The sequence below is a fragment of the Stieleria bergensis genome (assembly GCA_007745635.1).
GTDB classification, from domain to species: Bacteria; Planctomycetota; Planctomycetia; order Pirellulales; family Pirellulaceae; genus Stieleria; species Stieleria bergensis.
On sequence record CP036272.1, the window covers coordinates 6,715,300 to 6,740,414 of the forward strand.

Annotated in this window: 10 protein-coding genes and 1 pseudogene; 5 read left to right on the plus strand and 6 right to left on the minus strand. The window is 56.3% G+C overall.

The annotated features are described in order from the left end of the window. Position 1: 1 nt before the first annotated feature. A complete protein-coding gene (locus SV7mr_RS23660) occupies positions 2 to 7,786 on the minus strand; it encodes a sulfatase-like hydrolase/transferase (RefSeq protein WP_145277336.1) in 7,785 nt (2,594 codons plus the stop codon). 414 nt (positions 7,787 to 8,200) lie between these two features. Between SV7mr_RS23660 and SV7mr_RS23665 the strand changes: the two are divergent. The 4 genes and pseudogenes from SV7mr_RS23665 to SV7mr_RS23680 all read left to right on the plus strand — a co-directional run. Next, positions 8,201 to 8,558 (plus strand): annotated as a pseudogene (locus SV7mr_RS23665) (ADP-ribosylglycohydrolase family protein); the annotation flags it as partial. A gap of 367 nt (positions 8,559 to 8,925) precedes the next feature. Continuing rightward, a complete protein-coding gene (locus tag SV7mr_RS23670) occupies positions 8,926 to 10,224 on the plus strand; it encodes a DUF1552 domain-containing protein (RefSeq protein WP_145277338.1) in 1,299 nt (432 codons plus the stop codon). Position 10,225: 1 nt separating this feature from the next. Beyond that, positions 10,226 to 12,580 carry a DUF1592 domain-containing protein gene (locus SV7mr_RS23675; protein ID WP_145277340.1) on the plus strand — a complete coding sequence of 785 codons (2,355 nt, stop codon included), beginning with the start codon at positions 10,226 to 10,228 and terminating at the stop codon, positions 12,578 to 12,580. A gap of 269 nt (positions 12,581 to 12,849) precedes the next feature. Continuing rightward, positions 12,850 to 14,967 carry a sulfatase family protein gene (locus SV7mr_RS23680; RefSeq protein ID WP_145277342.1) on the plus strand — a complete coding sequence of 706 codons (2,118 nt, stop codon included), beginning with the start codon at positions 12,850 to 12,852 and terminating at the stop codon, positions 14,965 to 14,967. Between the two features lie 391 nt (positions 14,968 to 15,358). Here the strand turns inward: SV7mr_RS23680 and SV7mr_RS23685 are convergent, their stop codons facing one another. From SV7mr_RS23685 to SV7mr_RS23705, 5 genes are all read right to left on the minus strand, one after another. After that, complete coding sequence (locus SV7mr_RS23685) at positions 15,359 to 17,824, minus strand: DUF1592 domain-containing protein (protein WP_145277344.1); 2,466 nt, start codon at positions 17,822 to 17,824, stop codon at positions 15,359 to 15,361. A 14-nt stretch (positions 17,825 to 17,838) separates the two neighbouring features. Continuing rightward, a complete protein-coding gene (locus tag SV7mr_RS23690) occupies positions 17,839 to 19,092 on the minus strand; it encodes a DUF1552 domain-containing protein (protein ID WP_145277347.1) in 1,254 nt (417 codons plus the stop codon). Between the two features lie 7 nt (positions 19,093 to 19,099). Further along, the gene (locus SV7mr_RS23695) at positions 19,100 to 20,509 is read right to left on the minus strand and encodes a FecR domain-containing protein (protein ID WP_145277349.1); all 1,410 of its coding nucleotides are present in this window, start codon (positions 20,507 to 20,509) and stop codon (positions 19,100 to 19,102) included. Next, positions 20,506 to 21,066 (minus strand): RNA polymerase sigma factor, encoded by a 561-nt coding sequence (locus tag SV7mr_RS23700; protein WP_145277351.1) that lies wholly within the window; start codon positions 21,064 to 21,066, stop codon positions 20,506 to 20,508. The genes SV7mr_RS23695 and SV7mr_RS23700 overlap by 4 nt, the downstream gene beginning before the upstream one ends. Positions 21,067 to 21,384: 318 nt before the next feature. Further along, on the minus strand, positions 21,385 to 23,052 hold the full coding sequence (locus SV7mr_RS23705) for an alpha/beta hydrolase (protein WP_419187849.1): 1,668 nt from the start codon (positions 23,050 to 23,052) through the stop codon (positions 21,385 to 21,387). Between the two features lie 1,099 nt (positions 23,053 to 24,151). On the opposite strand from SV7mr_RS23705, the gene SV7mr_RS23710 reads away from it, so the two are divergent. Next, on the plus strand, positions 24,152 to 25,045 hold the full coding sequence (locus SV7mr_RS23710; protein WP_145277353.1) for an HNH endonuclease: 894 nt from the start codon (positions 24,152 to 24,154) through the stop codon (positions 25,043 to 25,045). The last annotated feature ends 70 nt before the right edge of the window (positions 25,046 to 25,115 follow it).

A 25,115-nucleotide genomic window follows, 5' to 3' on the forward strand; every position in this document is an offset into this window, starting at 1 on the left:
GTCATTGGGTGATCGTCTGTTTCCGGCTCTGATCATCGGTCATGCCTTTTTGTTGGATCGCTTGAAGTTCGGCACGAAGTTTCCTGACGACATCGGGATGACGTTCCCAGAGATCTTTCGTTTCAAAAGGATCATCGGCAAGATTGAAAAGCTGGCCGATCGTCGGATCGTCGGGCAGCGTTCCTTTCGGTGGTTCCCCGCCGTAGTTTTGGGCCACGTGTCCCCCCGTCCATTTCGTTCCGAACACGGCCTTCCACTTAGCGTCACGAATGGTCAAGAAACCGGCGTAGGAAGCCGTCACCAAAGCCGGGCGCCGGACAATGCCATCTTTACGTTGCAAGAGCGAAGGCAACTGGTTGACGCTATCCACGCCAGCGTCTGGGGGCAACGGTGATCCACACAACGCGGCAAACGTGGCGAGCAGATCTGTCAGGCTGATCAGATGATCGGTGGATGCGCCAGCTGGAATCTGCCCTGGCCAGCGGGCAAGAAACGGAACGCGTGTGCCACCGTCCCAAACATTTGTCTTCAAGCCGCGATACGGTCCCGTCGGCTCGTGCCCGTTCTCTCTGGCAATTGGGCTATTGATAGGGCCGTTATCCGTGGTGAAGATCACCACCGTGTCGTTGCTGACTTTCATTCGATCGAGCGCCGCAAGTATCTTTCCGACACTCTGGTTGACCCAAAGAATCTTATCTTCACGTTTTGTGAGGCCAGTCTTGTCAACGAATCGGTCCGGAACTTCCACCGCGCCGTGAATCGCATTGAGCGGTAGGTAGACGAAGAACGGTGTGTTCTCGTGTTGTTGTTCATGCGATTCGATGAACTCGACTGTTTTGGAAACGTAGATGTCGTCGACCTTATCTCGAACGCAGGCCGGGTCACGCATGATGCCTGAACGATCTGGCAACGGCTGACCAACCACTCGGTCATCCTGAATGAAGAAAGGCAGCCGGTTGCAGTTCGACGGCGTACCGAAGTACGTCTCAAATCCAACATCGGTCGGTCCGTTGTGAAACGGCTTGGTGTGGTCGATTCCCTTTGTCACCAGGGCGGCGACTTTGACGTCCCTGGTCTCCCAATTCGATCGCCAGTTCGCGGGGTCACCCTTGACTGGCGTCCAGTCAAGACCGAGGTGCCATTTTCCGAAGCCACCGGTTCGATACCCCTGTGACTTCAGATAAGAAGCCAATGTCGTTTGCCCCTTTGTGATCATTGCGGGAGCGTAATAGGCGAGTACCTTTTCCTTCAGATAGGAACGCCATGGATAACGACCGGTAAGCAAGCCATAGCGCGTCGGCGTGCAAACCGACGAAGGCGTGTGTGCGTTCGTAAACCGAATTCCTTCGGCTGCGATCCGGTCGATGTTGGGTGTTTTGATGGGCGAATCAGGATTGTTGCAACTGGCATCACCCCAGCCAAAATCATCTGCAAGAATGATCACAATGTTGGGCAGGGTGGGTTTCGCAGATGATCGATTCGTCGCAGGCCGAGGCGTGCTGGCTTGACGCGGCTGTTTTTTTGCGTCGCGTGACAATTTCTTGATGCGGATGTTTCGGAAGGCGACCTTGCAGCCTTTGCCGTGATCCTGCAGGGCAATCACACCGTTTCTGCGAGACAGCCGTTTGTCATCGTCACTGACTTTGGAGAAGACCACGCCGTTGATCTTCTGGGTCAGTGTGTTGCCTTTGGCGATGATCTCCATGGTGTTCCAGGCATCTTGGTGGAATTGAGCGACGATCTCTTCTTTGTTGGCGACTTGCTTGACGGACTTTTTCCCATCGGCTGTGATCGCGACTTCCTGCCCTGCGGTCGCCATGAAGAATCTCGCCTCGTGGGCCGGGTCGTCCTTGGCCAGGAGGGAGTGATGCCAGAGGCCCATCTTGTTCTGCGGAGCGACCTCGACCTGGTAGCCGAAGACCTGGTGGTCGCCCTGGTCATCGCTGCGAACCTGAACGCCAGAGTTGCCAGCTTCGTATTTGAAGTCGAGACGAAGCACAAAGTCGGAAGGCGTGCCGCCACGCCAGATGATCCAGTTCTTAGTCTTCTCCATTCCGGTGCAGGAAATCGCACCGTCAGCAACTTCCCATGCGCCCTGGCGATGGTCCCACTGGTCGAGATTCTTTCCGTTGAAAATGAGGTTGAAGCCAGGCTCGTCGTCTGCTGGCTCTGTCTTTTTGTCAGGCTCGGCAGAGAAACTGCCCGCGCCCGGAGAGAAGTCCCAGGGAATCGTTTCCGCACCGAATTGTTCGAGAAAGGCTCCGGAAGAGAAGGCGAGGAAAAGACTTTGATCACCAGGCTGGTTGCGGTGCTTCGCGTAGAGTTCCTTCATGCGGGGAATGAGTCGTTCCGCTTTCGGCCCCAACAACTCAATTGCCCGGCAGGCGTGCAGGGCACTCCACCAGTCATCAAGTGAGCTGTCTTTGATGAGGATTTCGAGCGCGCGGTCGCGGTCCTTGGAGGAGGCTTCGGCCAACCAGGAAGCGGCTTCCGTTCGGACTGCAGCTGCGGCGTCACTGAGCAAGCTGGTGGCCAGAGTGTGGAGAGCGGCATCGTCAGCGAAGTTGACCCTCATTCCGACCAATGCCCAGTAGCGTTCGGCGGCGTTCGGGCTTTTCAGGAATTCCACAAGGGCCTCTCGATCTTCTGTTCCCACCGCATCGGCGGCTGTCCATGCGGCGTCGAGATCGGGGGCGTGCTGGGTCTTGCCTTCCAGGATGTCGCGGATGGGCGCATTCTTTTGACGAACGAGATCGCGCATCACCGACTCCGGGAGAGCGCCAACGTCCCGAATCTCTCGGCGGGTTTTGACATAGGCTTCGCGAAGCCGTTTGATTGCGGCTTGTTGCGCGGCGTTCAGCTCACCGTCGAGCAAGTTGATGGTGTTATCAGGATCAGCGATGCAATCGTAGAATTCCTCAACTGGCTTCCGGGGGCCAGCATAGGCTCTTTGAGCTGCGGTGAGCCCAACGAGATTGCTGTCCGCCAAACGAGTGATCTCGTTCCTGATCTCGCCCAAGTCGGAAAAAACGCTGGGCTGGTTGTACGACAGGTGCGGCATGTAGTTGCGGACATACAGAAACTGTTTGTCTCGCACAGATCGCGCCATCTCCATCGCCTCATCGACTCGATCCCGGGTGCCGTAGACCGTCTTCCGCTGGTTTTCGCAATCAGGCCCTAGAAAAGGAATTCCCTGCATGTAATTCGGAATGGGTTGTCCGGTCAGATTCAGAACCGTGGGCGGAAAATCGACGAAGCTGACTAGCCGGTCCAATGGTGTGCCGGGTGCCGCCGGAGCGAGGTGCTGGAACTTTTTCGGAAAGCGAACCATTAGGGCAACGCGCATTCCCGAATCCAACAACAGGCGTTTGTGCCGCGGCATACCGGAACCGTGGTCGGAGTAGAAGAACACGATCGTGTCGTCGGCGAGGCCGTCTTCTTCCAACTGGTTAAGGAGACGACCGACGTTCTTGTCCATGACCGTAACGCAGTCGTAGTATCGGGCCACCGCCTTGCTGATTACCGGAGTTTCCGGGTAGTAAAGCGGCAGTGGCATGCCAGCGGGACTGCTAATCTCCTGCTTCGTAAGCTTTGACTGAATGTGCTCCTGAAACACAGCATAGGGCCAGACCATGGTGCGTGACTGATGTGTTGTCATGTCGTTGAACACCGAGAAGAACGGCTGGCCGGGCTTCCGATCTTTCCAATGTGCTTGGGCTGACGAAAGATCCCACGACTCATTGATCAGTCGCGTGTTCTCAGCGCAGTTGTAATCGGTCTTGACGTTGTTCGACGTGTAATAACCGGCCTCGCGAAGCAGGGACGGAAAGCCTTTCACCCCCGTTGGGATCTGGTTGGAGGACCGCATTTGGTTGGTCCCCATGCTGGCGTTGTACATCCCGGTGATGAGCGTCGATCGCGATGGCGAGCAGACCGGAGAGACCGCAAAGGCGTTGGTGTAAAGAATGCTCTCGTTCGCGAATGCGTCGAGATTGGGGGTTCGGGCGGAACTGTCCCCGTAGCATCCGAGTGTCGGACTCATGTCTTCGACGGTAATCCAAAGGATGTTCGGCACGCCTTCGGCTTGACCGATTTGTGGTCGGGCTGGCTGAGGCGGGACCGCTTTGCGCGGACGAGCCTTCGTTGGCGGCCGCACCTTCTTCACCGTCTTCCATTTCTTGCCATTGATCGAAACGAGAACGTCGAAAGAGACTGGAACTCTTCGGGTAAGCCGGCCGCCGCGATCACGAGAGAGAACGACCCGGTCGATCTCGATTACTTCTGGAAGTTCAATCTGAGCCCATCCCGGGGTCTTCGCCGGGATCCAACTATGGGCGTTTCCATACTTGCCATCGTTGAGGAATTCGATCTGGTGTTTTTCTTCATAACCTCTTAGTAGCGAAGACGCGGTTGCTTTTGCGCCAATCGAATGCAACGCGAAGTTCTTCGGCAAGTCGCCAGAGAAGATCTCCAGTTCGTCGATGCAGGGTTGCGCTTGCGAGCTCGCCAGCACATCCACTCGCACGTACTTTGCCTTCGTCGGAACGAACGAGAATGAGTTCGCTGCATTCGGATCAAAATCATGGCGAGCGATGACGGCTGTCGGATCGCCAACGACCTCAGCTTCTTCAGCAACGCTGAAAGCTTCCCGGGATGAAGGCGGTGGCTCAAGACTTCGAATTTTGACGTTCCGCAACCAAAACGGCAGGCCGTGATCCTGGAAACCGATGTAGCCCTGTTTTGATTTGCTTTTCAAATTTGGATCTGACAGCTTGACCTGATTGACTAGCACCCCGTTAAGCCTGACTGTGACTTCGCCTCCCACGCTGGTGACATTCATCTGATTCCATTGGCCAGCTGGCTTTGTCATATTGGCTTTCGGAGCGACTCCCGGCAAGATGCCTCCGGTGACGGCATGTGCGTCAAGTTTCGTCTCGCCGGCCGAGTCACGTATTTGCACTTCAATCACTGCCCCAACCGCTTGCTGGCGATCGGGAACGTTGAAGTAGAAACCACCGTTGCCATTTTTCTGGTGTTTGTATTCAAACACGCATTGAAAATCCTGATACTCGTTCTTTAGCCACAGATAGTCCCCATATCGCTTCCAATCGGTTTCACCTTTGCGTGGCTGCAGATGAGCGACACCGTCTTCTCCGAGTGACCAATTGCCTGTCGTCTCAAAATGCTCCTTCAAATCGCCGCCGGCAAGCAAATCAATCAAACCGTCCGACGTGGAGTCGCCGCTGGCCTTCAGCGTCATCAAGTACCGAACGATGTGCTTCAATTCGTCCGGTCCGTTGATCAGTCCGACCGGCATCAATGATGTCTTGCTAGGTGCTTTCACCTCGATGTCATCTTTGTCGATCGCCTTCAACGCACCATCCATCATCTGCAAGGTGACACGGTTCTCGTCTTCACCGGACAAGAACCCCAGCAAGACCTCGCCGTCAATCGTGAGGACCGACCACGATTGAAAGTTGGGCGAAACAGCCCTGCTTGGCGCGGCGACGGACTGAGCCAGATATTGTGGCGTGAACCGTTTTGCGACACCGGCGAGGGAAGGACCGATGACACCACCACCCTGGCCGGAATCGTGGCACGCGACGCACTTTGTCTTGAACAGCGCCGCGCCTTTCTGTGCGTCTCCTTTTTTCCAGGCGGTCGTCCAGTCGATCGCCTGGTACTCGGGGGGCATGGCTTCGTTGGCCGAGAGTGTCGCGCCCTTGGCGATGTCGGCCTTGACGTTTCTCGTTTGGGCGAGACCTGGGATTCTTGCGGCAAGATGGTCCATTCCCAGCGTGTTGGCAAAGACAGCTGCCGTCTTACGGTGCGCGAGATCGGTGTCGTAGATGGCCTGCCGGATCATGCGGCCGATTACACCGATTTCCGGAGCGTCAGGATTTGACGCCGCTGACTGCTGCCACCAATCCATCATGGGAAGGCCACCGACTTGGAAGCCATACGTTTGGGATTCTGTTTCTAGATTTGACTTCGGATCGTCTACATATCCGAAGCCGTTGACGTGCTTCTTAGCCGCGGCACTGATTTTGACCCCATCGGGGATCGTGCCGTTTTCAACCGTGTCATTCCATTTCCACATCGCCGCCGCAAGTGAGACGCGGCGGGCTGGCAAGTCGCCTGCACCGAATTGTTTTTCAAGCTCATTCCACGTCGTGTGTCTTCCGATCCAGCGTTGAGCCGCTTGACGAACAAGACTGTCGCTGCTGGAGGCCAATTTGGTAACGAACTCGCGACGGACAACTCGACTGGCGGCTCGCAGTCCAGCGAGCTGCTTGATGGGGGAATCACTTGCCAGCAGCGACTCTACCTGGGATTCGCTCAACCGATGAAACCGACGCAGGATGTCGGCGGCGGTGCTGGCCTGTTGTTCATCTCGTGACGTCAGCGATTGGGTAAGCGCAGCGACGACTCGCTGATCATCGTGGCGTCCGGCAAGCCACGCCAGCGAATACCAAGCCGGACTGCCTGCGGCCGCATCGAAAAATCGCTCGCGAACGGCAACTTCGCCACTCAACCGGCGTGAAATGATTTCTCGATGTGCGTTGAATCGTCGCTTCCATGACGGCGATTCAATTTCACGCAGCAGCGTGTGAATGTCTGCCCTGGTTGGGTCATAAGCGTGAAGGGCCAAAGGATTTCCTGGGTTTGAAATCACAACAAGGTCCGTTCGCTTCACCGGCGACGCCTCATTGCGTTCCATGAAACAGATGCTCGCAAATAACCGCCCGTCGTTGCCCGTGAACACCGCTACCGGTCGAGCTGTCCCTTTGCCGACGAGCAACGGCTTCTGACTGCTCGCGAATGACGCACCGCGGGTTGACAGCGGGAATTGTCCCAGTTCGCGACTGCCCCATCGAGCAACAATCAGCGACCGCTGATACGCTTTGCCCAGATGATCTTCTTTGTAGTAACACGTGCCAAACGGTACGAAACGCCCAAGGTCGGGATCGATCGTTTCGATTAAGTCATTTCGATAAGGCTCTTTTGCCTGCAACCAACCTCGCGACCATTGGTAGTGCGATCCCTCGGTGACATGAGCCAATCGTCCGAAAGTATGAAGCGCGCTGCCTTCCTGGTCGTTGTCGTTGCCGAACAGATTCCAATGTTCATCAAAGTCCAGGTCGCAGATGTTGCGAAACCCTTGAGAAATGACGGTCACGTCATGCGACTTGGGGTCGTAGCGAACAACTCCACCTACGCCGGTCCACGGCGTCTTGCTAGCCTGGGGTCCACTCAGGAATGTCCAGTGCCAGACGTGTCCCGGATTGGTCTTTCGCCGAAACGGCCCAGGCTGCGGATCGCCAAACGCGATAAACAGACCGCCATCGGGCCCCATCTTCATGCCATGAAATCCCTGATGGATATGCCCCAACGGGATGCCCCAGAGCACTCGTTCAAACGTCACCTTGCCTGGATCACGAATGACGTTTGGCAATCGATACAACGCGGTAACGGTCAAGACGTAAAGATCGTCACCCGATATCTGTAATGAATAAGACCAGGTGTCAGGCGGCAGTTTTGTGATCGTCTTTCGCTCTTTGAATCCACCATCGCCGTCGGCTTCAAACAAATACACCGCGTCGCGGCCACCGACGTAAAGATTGCCGCGCGGGTCCATGTCCATACTGATGTAGAACGCTTCAGGATCCGAGTGAACCAAATCGAGTTGAAGACCATCGTCGACACATCGATAGCTGTCTTGGCCAATTGCAATGCGGCATAACGCCAGAGCGATGACGCAAATGTAAAGTCTCGTGGAAGCCATGTTCTAGTCAACGACTCGGCGGGTTATGAGCTGATTGCCCGATAGAAAATAACGTCAACCTGCTAGAGCGGGTGCTGCCCTAAACGCACGAGATCGACCGATAAGACGCAAGCCAATTTCCATGCTGGTGCGCGATTCGTATTATAGTTCAGATGATTCACATGATGTGACCAATGTTTTTCTCTGGGGGGTGCGCCTTTTCACGCTCTGTGCTTTCGCACTACTTGTCACCAAAAAATGACCAGAGCAACGATAGAGTATCCAGCGTCAATGCTGGAATTGAATTTGGATCCAGAGTTCGTCATCGCTCACAATCCTCCGACCATCGCGACCTCGCTTAGATGCTCATCATCGCCGGCGCGGTACACAAATCTAAAGCAAAAAAAGCGAGCGCGTTTCGGCGCAGCCCTGGACGACGTCCCGGTCGCCATCCATGCATGGCTGTCGAGCCCCAACGATTTCCGTCAAGCGGTTACCAGTGTGATTGAGTGCGGAAGGCGATGCGGATACGACGGCCTCGATCGTCGGTGGCATTGTGGGGACAGGTGTCGGGAAAGCAGGTCCCCCCACCGAATGGATCGATGGCATTTGGGAATGGCCACGAAGCATTGGCTGGATGCAACGTCTGGGCGAAACGCTGGCGCAGTCGCTTGACGGCAATCGCACCGTGAAACCGCCTACGATTCTTCCCATGGCAGTGCGTCTCCGCAATCTACTGTTCCTATTCGTCGTTCTCTTTCACGGCTTCCGCCGGCTTGCTCCACCTGACTGAGACACTGACTGAACCATGAACGACAACCGCAGCGCGATCGAAGAGACTTTGCGCCTGCATGTCGATCGAAATGCAACGATGAGAGACAGTTCAACAACGACCCGATCAGTCGTTTTGGCGTTAGACACGGTTTGGTCGCGGACGAACGCTGCACCGAAAAATCGGGCCTAGTAGCCGGCGGTTAGCGCCGCAGACGCTAGTTGCCATCAGTCGTGCGGGGTAACTGCTGGCAAATGATCACCGGCAAACCATTTCGTCGGCCGTAGCGATGATCTGGACGGTCTAAATGACTACACTGTTCACAGACGAGATCACGGAACTCTCTCACTCTTCACGCCCTTGAGGCAATTCGGAGCCATCCAGCAAGATGAAATCCCGTTCAACCCTTGATCCCTCCCGACGCATCGCCCTGAAGGCGGCTGGAGTCTCGATCGCCCTGCCGTTGCTTGAATCCGTCCACACAGCGGAAGCGGTTGCGGCGAAGAACCGGGACGCAGCATCAAAAAGGATGGTCTTTGTCAGCACGGGACTGGGGATGAACCCCTCGACGTTTTTCCCCGACGAGTATGGCGCTCAATTCGCTTCGTCCCCAGTTTTGCCAGCGATGATGAAGCATCGCGGTGAGTTCACGTTGTTTTCGCACATGGACCATCCGAATGTCTTCACCAAGCACGCCGGCATCAAATCACTGCTCAACGGCGTGCTGAACAAAAACGCTCGGCCTGGCCAGAACATCTCGATCGATCAGGTCGCTGCCAATCACCTGGGCTATACATCACGCTTTCCTTCTCTGCACATCTCGCTGGGAGGCGCCGAGAGCGCTTCCTACAGCTCCTCTGGAATCCTGCTAAGACAGGAGACTTCGCCAGAAGCTCTGTTCAAGAAACTGTTCGTAGCTGATTCGGCGGCGGCACGAAAGCAGCGTGCATTGAAACTGGAAGAGCAGGGGAGTGTCCTTGATCTGGTCCGTACACGAGCGAGTCGACTGGAGCGTGACATCAGTCGATCCGATCGGGCCAAACTGGACGAGTACCTGACAGCGATCCGAGAAGCCGAAGAACGCCTGCAGGGAATGCGCCGTTGGCAGGACATCGACAAGCCAAAGGTCACCAAGGAACAGTACGATCCTGCGGCGCGAGGACACGGCAGCTTGGACTACGGATTCCTCGGGCCGGTCATGTTTGATCTGCTGGCGCTGGCGCTGCAGTCAGATTCCACCCGTGTCATCACCGCAAACTTCTCGATGCACAATCGTGTGATTGAAATCGACGGCGTGACCAAGGGCTATCACACGCTTTCCCACCACGGAAACCGCCCGAGCCATCTACGTGAGCTTCAGATCATTGAAACGTTTTACATGCAGCAGTTATCGCGGTTCATCGAAAAACTGAAGGGAATCAACTCGAATAGCGGTTCTCTCCTGGATGACACGATGGTGTTCTTTGGCAGCGGCATCAGCGATGCCTCCCGACACTCGAACCGCAACCTGCCAATCATCTTGGCTGGCGGCGGGCTCAAGCACCAGGGTCATTACGACGCTGTGCAGCGACACAATGGCAAACAAACTCCCTTGAACAATCTCTTTACCACCATGCTTCAGCACTTCGGGATCGAGATCGAATCCTTCAATGGCGCGACCGGAAATCTGAATCACGTGCTGGCTTAATATGAATACCAAAACTGCCTTTCCACTGGTGTGCCTGTTCCTGCTGGTCGCTGCTGAACGACTGCACGCGGACGATCCCTACTCGCCTGTTCAGCCGTTCCTCAATCGCTATTGTGTTGCTTGCCACGGGGCAACCAAGCAGAAAGGCGAAGTGCGTCTGGACGACTTCGCCCAGATCGACGGCGCTCTCTGGAGCGACCTCTATGACCAGATCCATGACGCCAGCATGCCCCCTGAGGACGCTCGCCAGCCCTCGTCGAATGAGCGTGCCAGCATCGCTCAACTTGTGCTACAGATCTCGCGAGATGAAGCCTTCTCCATTCCCACTGGGTACCGCCGCCTGAACCGCCGAGAATTTCGCAACACCGTGCGTGACCTGCTTGGCCTAAAACCCGGAATCTATGACCCGGCAGGGCGAGTCTTCAAAGACGAAGTCGACCACGGATTCGATACCAATGCGGACGAGCTGGTCATTTCCAATGAGCTGCTTTTGGAGTATCTCGAATCAGCCGAACACAGTTTACGGATGGCGTTGTTTCTGACAGACCTTCAGCCGCCGGTCACAAAAGTTGTGGCGTTCAAGCCCGGCAAACTTCAGAGCGGAGATCGACGCTTCACCACAAACAAGAAGCATTCGACGGTCCTGCGTGGATCGGGACAGTACTCTGCAAGTGAAAGCCCACGCGGAGTCGCAATCTCGGGTTACTACAGGATCACTGTTCACGCCGCCGGAGTGGATCGCAACCACTACGGCAACATGAAGTTCCCGCCCGTAAGCGGTCCGATCAAGATGGGCATCGGCACACGACTCGATAGCGAAGGCAAGCAGTCCACGTCGAATCTGGCAAAGTCATTCGATCTTTTAGATGACCAGTTCGAAGTCTACAGCACTGTCGTCTGGCTTGAGAAAGGCGCCTACCCTTGGGTCGGTTTCCTCAACGGAGCGGGCAAACCTGCGTCCAGCATTCGCCAAGCCATTCGGCAACGAAAAGTCGACCCCAAAGAAATCAGTCCAGAGAACTACAACGGACCGGGCGTTGAAGTGACTCGATTCAGTCTCGAAGGCCCACTGGACCCTCAATGGCCGCCCCCTACCTACCGGACCATTTTCCAGACCGACGAGATGCCCGACTTCGAGAAGGCCGAAGTCCGCGCTCAACTGATGCAGCGTTTTCTGACGCGTGCATTCCGTCGCCCAGCCACCGATCAGGATGTCCGGGACTACCTTGATTACCTCGACCAACAGTATCAGAGGACGTCGGATTGGCAGGAAGCATTCATCAAGACCTTTGCCGCCGCCATGGCCTCGCATGATTTCCTTTACATCAAAGAAGAAATCGGACAACTGCCGCCCTTGGAACTGGCCAGCCGGCTTTCTTATTTTCTCTGGAGCACAATGCCCGACGCGGAACTGTTCCAGCTGGCAAGATCGGGCAGGCTCCTCGATGCGGACGTCTATTCGGCCCAGGTTGAACGCATGCTCGGCGATCCGAGAACGGATGAGTTCGTCCACGGCTTCGCCACCCAATGGCTCTCGCTGGACCTGCTCGGAACCATGCCACCGGACATCAAAGACCGACGCTACTCGGCCTACCATAAGCAAAACTACGAGACGGCGTTTCGCAACGAAACGCTGCACTTCTTCAGGCACGTGCTTTTTGAAAACCAACCTGTCGGCGACTTCCTTGATTCAGACTACTCCATCATCAACGACACTCTGGCAAACGTTTACAACCTGCCCTTTGACGGTGGCTCGGAATTCCAACGTGTCTCACTGCCCAAAGCATCCCTGCGCGGTGGACTGCTAGGACACGGCAGCATCCTGGCCCTCACGTCTAACGGAGTGGAAACGCTGCCGGTGACCCGCGGCCACTGGATCCTTGACGAACTGCTGGGAACGCCACCGCCTGCCCCACCCGAAGAGGTCCCCGCTCTTGTCCCCGATCTGAACGGAGTCGACACGCCAAGAGACCAACTGGTCCGACATCGCAGAGACCCCGCCTGCTTTGAGTGCCACAAACGGATGGATCCACTGGGCCTGGCTCTGGAGAACTTTGACGTCATCGGAAGATACCGCGCAGCATACGAAACAGGGGCAACAATTGATCCTGCCGGTCAAATCTTTGGCACCAAGTTCCAAAACGTGACAGAGCTGCGAAAACTCCTTCGCACACAACAGGATCCATTTGCCAAGAGCCTGATCATCAAACTGGCCGAATACGCCAAAGGCAGGCGACTCAACCGGCGCGACCTCGAAATCGTCGATCAGGTCGCGGCAAAATCGAAGCAAGACGAACACCGATTTCAGTCGATGCTACGGCACCTGCTGGCCAGTGAACTCCTGCTTCACCGCTAACTGAACTTCACACACCTGAATCGATTCATACAAGTCTCGGGGTTCACAATCATCTGAAATCCGTGACGAGCGCGGCCCTGATCACCGAGCGTACTGACCAGCACGCCGCCATCAGTCGATCGATGCGAACTGGATGAAGGCGACAAGCGTCGACAAAGCGGACAAACGCGACTGCTCGAAGCACTGCCTGTCGACAGGATCGCGTAACACTTCGCCGAAAACTGCAACATTCCCCGAAACCTTCGCTTTCAGCAACAGAATTTCAACTCATGAAAAACACCCTGACCACCATTTTGGCCGCGCTGATGATCTCGCTGACAGCGGCGCCGTTGTGCCGTGCAGACGAGGCGCCACCCAATGTCGTTCTGATCTTTGCCGATGACCTCGGTTACGGAGACTTGGGTTGTTACGGCGCGACGAAAGTACAAACGCCCAATCTGGACAGGCTTGCCGCTCAGGGACGCCGGTTCACGGACGCTCATTCGGCCTCTGCGGTCTGCACTCCGTCTCGCTATGCACTGCTCACCGGCCAATACCCCGTGCGTGGAAACGGCGGCCGTGGCGTTTGGGGGCCGGCACCCATTACGTCTCCGCTGATCGTCAAGACCGACCAAACGACGATTGCCGATGTCTTCAAGAGCCGCGGTTACGACACCGCCGTCATCGGGAAGTGGCATCTGGGGTTCGGCAACGAACGCAATGCGTGGCAGGAACCGTTGCGCCCCGGGCCTCAGGACCTCGGCTTTGATTACTACTTTGGCATGCCGGTTGTTAACAGCGCCCCTCCATATGTCTATGTGGAAAACGATCGCGTCGTGGGAAGTGACCCTGATGATCCGCTGGTTTATCTGGGCAGGAATGCCAAAGGCGCCACGGCGATCACTCCCATTCCCCCAGAGGCTGCCAATCGCAGTGCCAACGCCTTCGGCGGAGCGAAGGTGGCTCACCAGTTGTTCAACGACTACCAAGTGGGAACAACCTTCGCAAAAAAATCAGTTCAATGGATCACCGAGCGCAAAGACAAACCGTTCTTCCTGTATCTGGCGACAACCAATATCCATCACCCATTCACTCCCGCCAAGCGTTTCCAGGGCACCAGTCAATGCGGTCTTTATGGCGATTTCATCCACGAACTGGACTGGATCGTTGGCGAGGTCCTGACCTGCCTGGAAGAACAGGGATTAAGCGACAACACGCTGGTCATCTTTACCAGTGACAATGGGGGCATGTTCAACCATGGCGGACAGACTGCGTTCAAAGCTGGGCATCGACAGAACGGTACCCTGCTGGGGTTCAAGTTTGGCATCTGGGAAGGCGGGCACCGGGTGCCGATGATCGTCCGCTGGCCGGGCAAAGTCAAGGCCGGGACCACCTCCAGTCAGGTGATCAGCAATGTTGACATGCTTGCCACGTTTGCGGCGGTCACTGAACAAACCATGGAGAACACTCAGCAGGCAGACAGCGTCAACATGCTCCCTGCCTTTCTAGGCGAACCCGAGCAACAGATCCGCGACCACCTGGTTCTTGCACCCAACAAAGGCACTCATCTGTCGATCCGCAAAGGCAAGTGGATGTACATTCCGTCGCAAGGCAGTGGCGGTTTCGGGGGCAGGACTCCCAACAACCACACATTCGCAGGACCGGCAGCCGCCAGCTTTGTCGGTTCTGTCAACAGCGACATCGAAGACGGAAAAATCAGGAAGGATGCGCCGCCTGCTCAACTCTACAACCTGGAAGCCGACGTTAATCAGATAATCAACGTGATCAACGAACACCCCGAAGTTGTCAAGGAACTGAGCTCGCTGCTGGCAACCTACAAACCAAAAACCGGCCCCACGACTCGCCGCACAGGACGAGGCAATCCGGCGAAAAAAATTCCCGCCACGCCAAGTTCCCGCGCTGCATCGTTTGATTTTGAATCCGGCACGCTGGCGCCCTGGAAAATTGTCGACGGTCAATTCGGCCACATCATTGGCAGTCGAGACAGGTTCTTCCACAACAAGGGCGCCTACAACAAACAGGGCAAACACTACCTGACGACGCTTGAACCGTCCGCAGATGCCGAAAAAGGCCTGGACTCTCAAACCGGTGTCATTGTGTCACCGTATTTCATCCCCAAAGCTGGCAAAATGACGTTTCGCGTCGGCGGAGGAGATGGAGCACTGGTGTACGTGGCACTGTGTACAGCCGATGGGAATGAAGTCCAGTTTGCGCGCGGATGGAAAGATCAGGTGATGCAAAATCGCGAGTGGAATCTTGCCCCTTACGCCGGCAAGAAAATGTTCATCAAAGTGGTCGACAAAGCAATCGACGGCTGGGGACACATCACCGCCGATGATTTTCAGTTTGATGGTGAAGTCCTGACGGAATTCCCAGAGATCCCCTAAGTGTTACCGGCCGAACTGTTGTGAATTCTGGAGCAGCGATTTCGCCTAGATCCCCTGCCTTGAAAGAGATGCGAGGCAAGAACTTCTCCGGCTCAGCATGTGCTGCTGGATGTTGATTCGATCGCTGCGGACGTTGCTTTGACAAGACGCGCTTCAATAATGCGTTCACTTTATAACCCATCAACCGGCTTGGGATGTCGAGGTTTGACAGGGTGCGTGCAAGCACAACACCCGACCGAATGCAAAGCTCTTCAAAGCACTGGTGCGTGCAAGCACAACACCCTACGTCGCTTGAATTCCAGCACGACCAGTGGCAATCGGTTGATGGTCGCCGTTCGCTCCGCGAAAGGCGACTCTTAGCAGATGAGGAGATGTCCCACCTTGTCTCGCCCTAGTTCTTCAGGAAGCTCTCGCTGACGACGATCGCTCGAATCAGATCGCGAAGGCCTGCGTCGGGTTCGGCCATCTGCTCGCAAATCCGGTCGATGACAGAGCGATCGCCAACTTCGACTTCGCGGCCAAGCGCGTAGGTCATCAGTTTCTCACTCAGACTGCGAGTGAACTGATCGTGCCGCTTGATCAATAGGGTGCGAAGTTCACGGATGTCATCGAACTGTTCGCCGCTGGGCAGCTGGCCCGAAGCGTCAACCGGCAAGCCCTTGCCGTACTGAGTCCGCCAAGCGCCGATGGGATCAAAACTCTCCAAGGCGAACCCCAGCGGATCGATTTTGCGGTGACACTCGGCGCAGGCAGCGATGCTGCGGTGCTTGGCCAGCTCTTCACGAACGGTCAGAGCGCCGCGGATGTCGGGTTCAATCTCCGGCACATCATCGGGCGGGGGCGGCGGAGTGTATCCCAAAACCTTCTCCAAAGCATAGATGCCACGCACGACCGGCGAAGTGTCCACACCGTTAGCCGAAGCCGTCAGGAAACTGCCCTGGGTCATCAGCCCTCCACGCACCGTGCCAGCGGTCGAGACCCGGCGCAGATGGTTGCCTACGACCGGAGGCAACTCGTAATGCGCAGCCAATTCACGGTTGACAAACGTATAATCGGCATCGAGGAAACGTTTGGGCGGCAAGTTTTGATCAAGAAGGTGACGGAAGAACAGCGTCGTCTCGCCCGCCATGGCCGACTCAAGATTGTCCCGATAATACACACCGAATTCACCCGACACCGGCATCTCACCCAGGTTGTCCCAGTCCAGCCAGCGCCGCACGAACTGATTGACAAACCGCTCAGAGCGAGGATCCTTTAACATGCGATCAACTTCGGCATCAAGCACCTTCGGGTCGCTTAAGTGACCCGCGCCAGCATGAGCCAGCAGCTGGGCATCAGGCTGTGAAGACCAGAGAAAGTACGACAAGCGCGAGGCCAGACTGTACCCGCCAAGCGTTCCCTGTCCCTCTTGCAGATAGATAAACGACGGCGAGCACAAAATCGTCTGGAACCCAAGCTGCAATGCAGCCAGCGGCTCCAGGCCTGAATCAAGCTTTGCGATCACCATCCGCTCAATCGGCTTCAACTCGTCAGCCTGCAACGGGCGACGAAAAGCACCGGCGGCAAACACACGCAAGCGTTGAATGATTGTGTTACGGTTCAGATCCTCGGGTTGCAGGTCGCCATACATCAACCGGTGACCCGCCGGCGGCCACTGTTCAAGGTGCGGGCCTTCGACTTGGATGTCAAAGATGCGAAGTTTCGGACCGCGATAAACCTTCAGCAGGCCATGAGATTTCTCATAGCCGGATTTCATCTTGGCGAACGGCGCGACCTCGGGATGTTCGGCGGCTTTCTGTGTGATGATGCGAACCAAGCGTTTCGCGGCACTCGTTCCGTTGCGAAATCGCACTTCAGGCTCGAAACCCTGATCGATGTGAGTGGTCCACTCGAACCACGCCGGCTCCTCGCTGGTCAGTTCGGCCAGACCGACGGAGCGTTCGGTGGTGATGTTGCCGGTGCTCTCAACGCTGCCCTCCCGGTCAACCATCGCCAGTTCCAAGACCAGCGGGTCACCGTTGCGGAAGTCATCCAAGGCCGTGCCATACGGGTGATCGCGATCAATCGCCGCAGCCTTCACACGCACGGTGTACATGCCGCTATGAGCCACGCCGCCATACAAGGGACGGAACCCGATGTGCCCACCTCGATAGTGACGGCCATACAGATCGGTGTATGGCGTGTCTGGGATGAACCGAAAGCGGTCAACATGAAAGAGCTTGGGCAGATTCTCCTTGTCTTTGCCAGTGAAGTAGTACGGCGTCTGCTGGGCGTACTGCTTTGACTCCGGTCGAGGCCCGAAATGCGTCGCACGCCTGATCGCTTCCTCGGCCGCACCCAGGTAATGATCCAACAGCATGCCAGAGGTCACCAGTTCGCGTCCGTTGTTGTCAAACCCGTCCACTTTGACATCCGGCGGGAAATCCGCTGCGGGATTCCATGCCTGAACATTCAGTGACAGAAGGTCACCGATCGTGTGTTGATACTCGAACCGGTTGAGCCGTCGCATGACGGTGTGTTGACCGTGAGATGTCAACTCGGCACGCGCGTCGGCGATTCCCGCAGTGATCGACGCGATGGTCTTGGCCTTCTCGTCTGCACTCGGTTGCCGCTTCTTTGGCGGTGGCATCTCGCCGAGGTTCAGCTGATCAACGATCTCCTGCCAGAGCTCCAACTGGTGAAGGTCCGTGATCGCATCGCCCAGACCGTCGAAGCGGCGGTCAGATTTCTGGGTGTCCGGGCCGTGACAGTCGATGCAGTAGGTCGCAAGAAACTGCCTGGGCAGCTCGGCATCGGCTACTCCACTCAGAGCAACCAGCATCGCCAGGCACAGTGTGGTCAAAGTTGTCTTGTTCATGTTTTGCCTGTGCCTTACACCAGTTTCATGGGCGAAAATGTGCCTGTGCTCTTACCAAACCGATCGGTCTGGATGCCGAACCACTGCAGCGTCGACAGCCACAGGTTCGACAACGGCACACGTTTGTGCTCCTCATCCGGGCAGACCACGTGGCCCTGGTGGTTCATTCCACCGCCGGCAAGGATCACCGGCAGGTTCCGGTTGCTGTGGCTTGATCCATTGCCCATTCCGCTGCCCCAGACCACCGCGGTGTGATCGAAGACCTGAGCTTCCTTCAGCTTTTCGATCAGGTGACCAAACTGTGTCATCAGGTAGGTGTCGACAATCTGGAGCTGTGCGAGGCGCTCTTCCGATTTGCTGTGGTGCGACAGCCCGTGGTAGCTGCCGACATCCAGTTCAGAGGTCCGAAACCCCATGGGGATCTCGAACGTGGCGACGCGCGTCGAGTCGGTCTGCAGCGCCAGTGTCAGCAAATCGTAGAACAGCGGAATCTCTTCAAGATGCATGCGCTCCTGATCCGCCACAGGGTCGATCGGGGACGCGGGCTTGGGTTGATCCAACCACGCCTGCGACATCTGCAACTGTTTCTCGACTTCTCGCACACTGGTCAGGTACTGATCTAGTTTCTGGCGGTCTGCAGCACTGAGTTTCCCATCCAGCTGCCCAGCGGATTCACGCAGGGCATCAAGCACGCTGGCCCGATGCGTTAATCGCGTGCGTTGTCTACCAATTGACGCGGCATCAGACTGGACGAACAAGGCCGCGAACAGGCGCGCCGGGTTATTGACCGGCGGGAGACGCACACCGGAGCGAGTCCAACTGAGGTCCGTGCCGTTGTCCAATCCAGCCGTGATCGACGGGAAACGCGTGGCACTGCCAACGTGCTCCGCAGCCGCCTGGTCGATGGTCATGTTCTTATCGGGAAATCCAGCAGACTCGTCCTTGCGGATGCCAGAGAGAAAGGCCTGAACGCCCTTGTGCCCACCGTTCATGCCGTCATCAAGGTTCGAGAAGACCGTAAAGTCATCCCGGTGAGCATCAATGTTCTGCAGCGTCGGGCTGGTCTTGTAGTCCTTGCCGGCCGTCTTGGGAAAGAAGCTGCCGGGATAGTACCCAAGGTGGTTGCCGATACAGACCAGACGCCGAGGATTGGCATCCCGTTTTTCCGCTGCCCAGCCCAACTGACTTTCCATTAACGGCAGTGCCAGAGCGATGCCCGTTCCCTGCAGGAACTTGCGGCGGTCCAGAGGTTTCGTTTGTTTTATCATCACTCACTCACTGGTCATTGAAGGCGTTATCAGCAGCAACGAGGACGCGAATTTGGTCCACGCCATTGCTAACATTCAGAGCAACCCGAAGCACACGCCGATCGGGACTTAACGTCACCACATCAGCGTTGTTAATTCCCCGGCGAAAAATATTTCGAAAGTCGGTTTCAGGAAGCGCCATCCGAGCGTCAGAAGCATCCAATAGATCTTTCTGCATGATCAAAGCCACGATTGGGCGATCAAAATGCAGCTCACCCTGAAACGTTTGATTCTTGGACTCGCTGTCATCCTGTCCCGGATTGTATTGCAAAAGAAAGCTGTCGACGCGCACGTCTTGCGTCAGCTTCACGGTGTGTTTTCGGAAAGGTCGGCTGTAGGTCCCCGGTTCCATTGCATCGACCAAGCAACCTTGTTCCAGAAACGCATCTTCGCGTTCAGGAAACAGCAATAACGAATCACTGTCGCGGACCAATCCCGGTGAATGTCGTTCCCCCGGTGAGGCGACACGGACATCGCCAATCAACTGCTCGACGCCAAAGGAGACTCGCCATGTGTTCAGGAACTGACTGATAGCATACGGGATCTCGCGAGGCGACTGTTCACTCGCGGAGAGCGCGACCGACTGTCCGCCAACAAGACGGCGGCGATCTTCCAATTCGATCTCGCCCTCAAACACCGAGATCGCGGTGTCCCCTTTGGTGTCCACATCGACTCCGAACGATGTTCCCAAGTCCGTCATTCGCTGGTGCAGAGTCTCCAAAATAAACCCTTTGATCGCTCCAGGAACTCGCACCGTCGCCACGCCGTGCTGAAGCTGTGCCGAATTCGGCCCCAGCAGCTTCAACTCCGCTGGTGCCTGAATCGCAAGCCGGGCACCGGACTGAAATCTAATGGTGACGCGGCCATCCACAAGCTTCAAAACTTGCCCGGATCGCAGGGGATCGCCAACGGAAACCGCTTGCACCTTGCGAGCATTCTGAACCGTCGCGACAACATCGCCGGAACCGGTGCCAACGTCGCCTGTGAGAAACACACACAATGAAACCACCGCTGCAACGGCACACGCTGCGATCCACCCGCGTGCGCGACCGCGTGACCAACGGCGTGCCGCGGGACCTGATTGCAAACCATCAGCGGGCGATGGCTGAGCGCGGCTTTCAAGACGCTGGCGCACCTCGCTTGAGAGATCGATGGCACGTTCGCTGCGTTTGAGACAATCGTTGACGGCCAACGGCAGGCGATCGGAATCCAGCACCGACAGTGCCGCTAACGCATTCCCGACACGCAGCTCATCAACAAAGAGTGACAGACGTGACTCGTCCTCGTCAAACCACTGCAGAAGCTCGCGGCAGTCGGTATCGCTCAGCGCATCGTCCTGAAACTCTTCCAGCATCCGTTGCAGTCGTGATTCGTTCATGCGGTTGCCTCCTCATCGAGGCGACGCTCGATGCACACGCGAAGCGCTCGGCGCGATCGGCTTAACGTACTGGAGACCCAAGTCACGGTCCGGTTGAGTGATTCGGCAATGCTGCGACACGACTGCCGCTCTTCGTAACGCAGACGCACGACCAGGGCCGCTTGAGACTGCAAGGCCGTCAAGCATTCACGCATTGCCGAAAGCGACTGCCGCTGATCATTGTCACTCAGTTCGGCCATGCGCTCGCCCACACGAAGCCGCAAAGCGTCGCTGAACTGATCCAGGTTCCTGAATTCTCTTCGCTGACGTTCGAGTTCCGACAGAATGAAGTGCTTGCAAATCACACAGAGCCAGACTCCGAAATCACGCTGGGGCTGATATTCATTCAACTGCTCGTACGCTCGAATGAATGTCAGCTGAACGACTTCCTGCGCGGCATCAAGATCCGGCAATCGATTCGCCGCGTACCCCAGCAGCATGGCCTGGTATTGCCGGACCACCGCATCGTAGGCGTCCAAGTCGCCACCAAGGATTGTTTTGATCGTTGCCTGTTGCATTGAGCCATCTTCCACAGATTCAGTCAGTTTCGAAAGTAGGGTCGAATCCGACCTTTGTCACAACCATTCTGATTCTTTTTCCCTAAGATCTCTAGAAATTGCCGAATCTCAGCAAAATGCCCGCCTCTGTCCCCGCCCAGCGTGCCTCCCCGGCCAGCGTTAGGCTTCACATTCAAAAAGAGGGGCACCACTCACCACAGGCGACCAGCTTCGCAACGAATCGTCGATTTGTCCCAGGCAGACGCCTAGCAGCGCCCCGTCGCTTGCCTCGAACAGCCAGCCGCTGATCATGGGCCAGCGGGATTCGCCCGCTGGCAGTCACAACGCCTCCGGGTTTTCGGCGAAAAGCAGTTTCAGCCTCTTCGTCTCCTCGTCACTCCAATTGACCGGCGCCGTTACGGCGATCCAAGCGTCGATGTAACTGGCCGCGGAGAGATTGTGGCCATAGCCCGCTGGGACGCTTGTCGCCATTGGCAAATCGAAACCGACCTGCAGGAACGTGACGATGGGATACCAACTCATGTAGGGAGAAATGTCAGGTCCTCTCTCGCCACTGAGCCACTGCGGTCGCTGGTAAAGCAGTTCTGTTGAAAAGAAAGTCATGGGGTCACTGGCATGTTGGATGTAGACGAATCGCATCGGCCCCCATGGCTTGCCCGTATTTTTCAAGGCGTTCTCTCGTGCAGTGAATCGAACAATCCTTCCATCACGAAATGTCGGAAGCCAGACGGGAGAATCTGCGTTCCTCGCTTTCGTGATGTCTGCCCAAGAGGTGCTGGGGAAGGGCGGTCCGCTCCAGACGGCACCCTGAATTGGATCCTCAAACAACGTGAACAGGTCGGCACAGGTCTCCGACCCATAGGCCCCAAGACTCAGGCCGTGTAGATAAAGCCTTGGCCGAGACTCAGGAGGAAGCGATCTCCAGTGACCGTAGATCGTCTCGAACAAGACCCGCGCTGAATCCCGCGACCCCTCTGGATCGACCAAGAGTGTCAGCCAGCTCGGTAGGTAAGAATACTGAATCGTGACAATGGCCGTATCGCCAGCGTGCAGATATTCAATCGTGTCCACGGCTTCCGGTTGAAGCCATCCCGTTCCGGTTGGATTGGCGACGACTAAGACAGACCGTTCGAAGCCTCCGACACGAATCAATTCCTGCAAAGCCAACTCGGCCCGCTGTTGCGCCGTCGCTCTGCAGCCCAAGCCCACGTAGACCCTTAGCGGGGGCTTTGCCTCCCTGCCGATGAACTCAGCGATCTGTCCCCTCTCTGGACCAGACACGACAAAGTCCTTCCCACGCCTGGAAAGAACATCCCAATCGATTAGCGAATCGACACTCCCGGAAGCCAATGCACTTACCGGCCTTTCGATCCCCTCGTCAACGAGACCATCGATCTCAAGAAAGGCCCTGTCGGCGATCCGCAAGGTCGGTTTGATCACAAGATTGGTGGTGAGGGTCAGCACGGCAAGGATGACCAGAAACGTGCCCATCAAGTAAGAATAACGTCGTGAGAGGATTCGTCTCAATCGCCGGTCGACGAGACCATAGACACTCCTGAACGCCCGAGCCATCATTAACAAGACGAACGCCAAGGGGATTGAAATCATCACCACGTACGGTGAATAGACGCCGCGCACGGGCTCCATCTCCATCAGGCTGCGAATCGAATTCTCCCACACCGTTGCCCGCCACAGAGTGACAAGCACGATACAGCCAAGGCAAGCCAGAGTGATTCGTTTGCCAAAACAAATCCATCTCGCAGCGAGAACGGGTAATTCGAGACATTGCCATAACCAGTGAACGCCAACACCAAAACCGTATCCAGTCGCCAACGCAAAGCCGGACTCCACCCCCTGCACAACGTACGTTCGCGGGATCAGTGACGGCGTCAGCGATGCACAGAAGAGCAGCGTGCCGAAGACCACTCCGACAACTGAAAGCGACGCCAACAGGCCGCGATGCGGCGAAACCGAAGAGCTATTCACAAGCAATCTCACACGTCGTTGGAGGTCTTGAGCCAGGCATGACGCAAAGGATAACGGAAACAGCACCGATACCAAGAACAGAGTTACCAACGACGTCAACAACAGCCTCGGCACAGCGCCCTTGAAAAAGCCAATGCAACGATAGCGGCCCGGTTCAACAACGAGCGACACAACCGGTGGCGACACCGGTGGCATGAAGACCGACGACGCCGCAATCAGCACAGCGAGCGCGAACAGAGACGGTGACGATTCAAGCGTCTCGGCACTACTGATGGCAATCGGAGCAAACAAGCACAGCTGTAGTGGTCGTCGGCAAGAGCATCCCCAAGGCAGCGGTGAGCGAAAACAATCTCTGCGAAACGTTGGCTGATTGCACTGGAGTTGACGGAACAAGTCCGAACACCAGCGAATGTTCGGACTTCGTGGCAAACGTCAGGACGCCTACGTTGCGTCCTAACCTAGAAGTCTAATCGAGAGTTCGAGCAGACGCAGCATCTTATCGTCGCCCACGACAGCGAATTCCATGGCCTCTGTGAACCGTCTCGGGACGACTCGACACCTCGATAAACTTCTCGATGCTGCCCCAAAAAGCACCATTGTTTCCAAAGAGAATTTGAGTCACCCATCCATCGGTCACCATCGGCCGACCCCAATGAGCAAATACACTCCGCAGGACTGAATTCAACACTCGCGCGTCCAATTTCGCAGAAGCAAACGCCCAGTCGAGTCACAGTCGGGCATAAACTTCATCGCACAAAAAGCGCGTAGGACACCCCAGCCATGAAACCCCGCGCCCATGAAAACCCGCAAGAGAATGGCAAAATGAATTCGTCAACGGTTCCGTGCGAGGCGAGCCAATCGCCATCATGGCCGAGTTTGAACAGGGCGGTTTCTTGTCTCACTCTGCTCGACCGAGTAAATTAGGGGCGGAGTCCACCAACGCCTCAAAGCCGTCTAGACTTGCCTGCAAGTTTCACAGGAGACGCCGCGCAGGAAGCCAAACGGGGTCGCGGCCATAACGCTGGGGACGGAAAGAGGCGTCTGGCGTGGTCACCCAACACAACCGCGTGCTGAAATCGATTCGGAGTCGGACTAGATAGTGGATACTCAATACTGGCTCGATCGGATTGCAAAGCTGAACAAAGCTCGAAACAATGCGCCTCACAAGCCACTGTTGCTGCTGACGGTGCTTGATCTTGCAGATGCGAGTGATTTGCCAAGCGAGTCCGTCTCTCTGACGCCAGAGATCGCGTTTCGCTTCGAGACATTTGCTCAGATTGTCACCTACCGCCGAACGCAGCGGATTGATATTCGGATGCCATTCCATCACTTGAAATCCGATGGTTTCTGGCGGGCGTTCACTCAGGAAGGCTCACTGTCGAAACATCGTTCGGTGACCCAATATGTTGTGCCGGAACCTGGGTTCGTCGAGGCGTGTTCGAAAGCAAGTTTTCGCGAGTCCGCCAGACGCTTAATCATCGCAAAGCACTTTGAACCGGCAGAGCGGAACGCGCTTTATCACATGGTTGGGCTAACGATTCCAGATGATGATCAAATCGCCCGCGATGCCAACTTCGAAATCCCCGAGGGTGCGGAGCGAGCTGGAAGAAACGGGCGATTCCGAATTGATGTTGCTGCGGCCTACGCTTTCACGTGTGCATTGACTGGCTATCGAATCACGACACTTGATGGTGGGTCAATCGTCGATGCAGCACACATTCATCAGTTCGCCGACTCGCGAAACAATGATCCTCAAAATGGGCTGGCTCTCGGCAAGAATGCTCACTGGCTCTTCGATCGAGGCCTTTGGTCGATCGACGACGATTTCCGAGTGCTGGTGGCGGTCGATGCGTTCACGGAGGCTTGTCCGGATCAAACTTCGCTGACCGAATACCACGGCGAGCGTTTGCGACTCCCGATCAACGAGAAGCTCTGGCCCGACCAGCATCACTGTCGCTGGCACCGCAAACATCGCTTCCGAGGATCCGTGTAACTGGGCTCACTGGAGTAGACGTGCAAGCGTCACTGCGTCACAATTATTGATGTGGACACTTCCCAACGAC

Coding starts and splice junctions, on each gene's coding strand:
- SV7mr_RS23660 (WP_145277336.1), bottom strand. CDS start 7,786: ATGGCTTCCACGAGACTTTACATTTGCGTCATCGCTCTGGCGTTATGC.
- SV7mr_RS23690 (WP_145277347.1), bottom strand. CDS start 19,092: ATGATAAAACAAACGAAACCTCTGGACCGCCGCAAGTTCCTGCAGGGA.
- SV7mr_RS23700 (WP_145277351.1), bottom strand. CDS start 21,066: ATGCAACAGGCAACGATCAAAACAATCCTTGGTGGCGACTTGGACGCC.
- SV7mr_RS23675 (WP_145277340.1), top strand. CDS start 10,226: ATGAATACCAAAACTGCCTTTCCACTGGTGTGCCTGTTCCTGCTGGTC.
- SV7mr_RS23670 (WP_145277338.1), top strand. CDS start 8,926: ATGAAATCCCGTTCAACCCTTGATCCCTCCCGACGCATCGCCCTGAAG.
- SV7mr_RS23680 (WP_145277342.1), top strand. CDS start 12,850: ATGAAAAACACCCTGACCACCATTTTGGCCGCGCTGATGATCTCGCTG.
- SV7mr_RS23685 (WP_145277344.1), bottom strand. CDS start 17,824: ATGAACAAGACAACTTTGACCACACTGTGCCTGGCGATGCTGGTTGCT.
- SV7mr_RS23695 (WP_145277349.1), bottom strand. CDS start 20,509: ATGAACGAATCACGACTGCAACGGATGCTGGAAGAGTTTCAGGACGAT.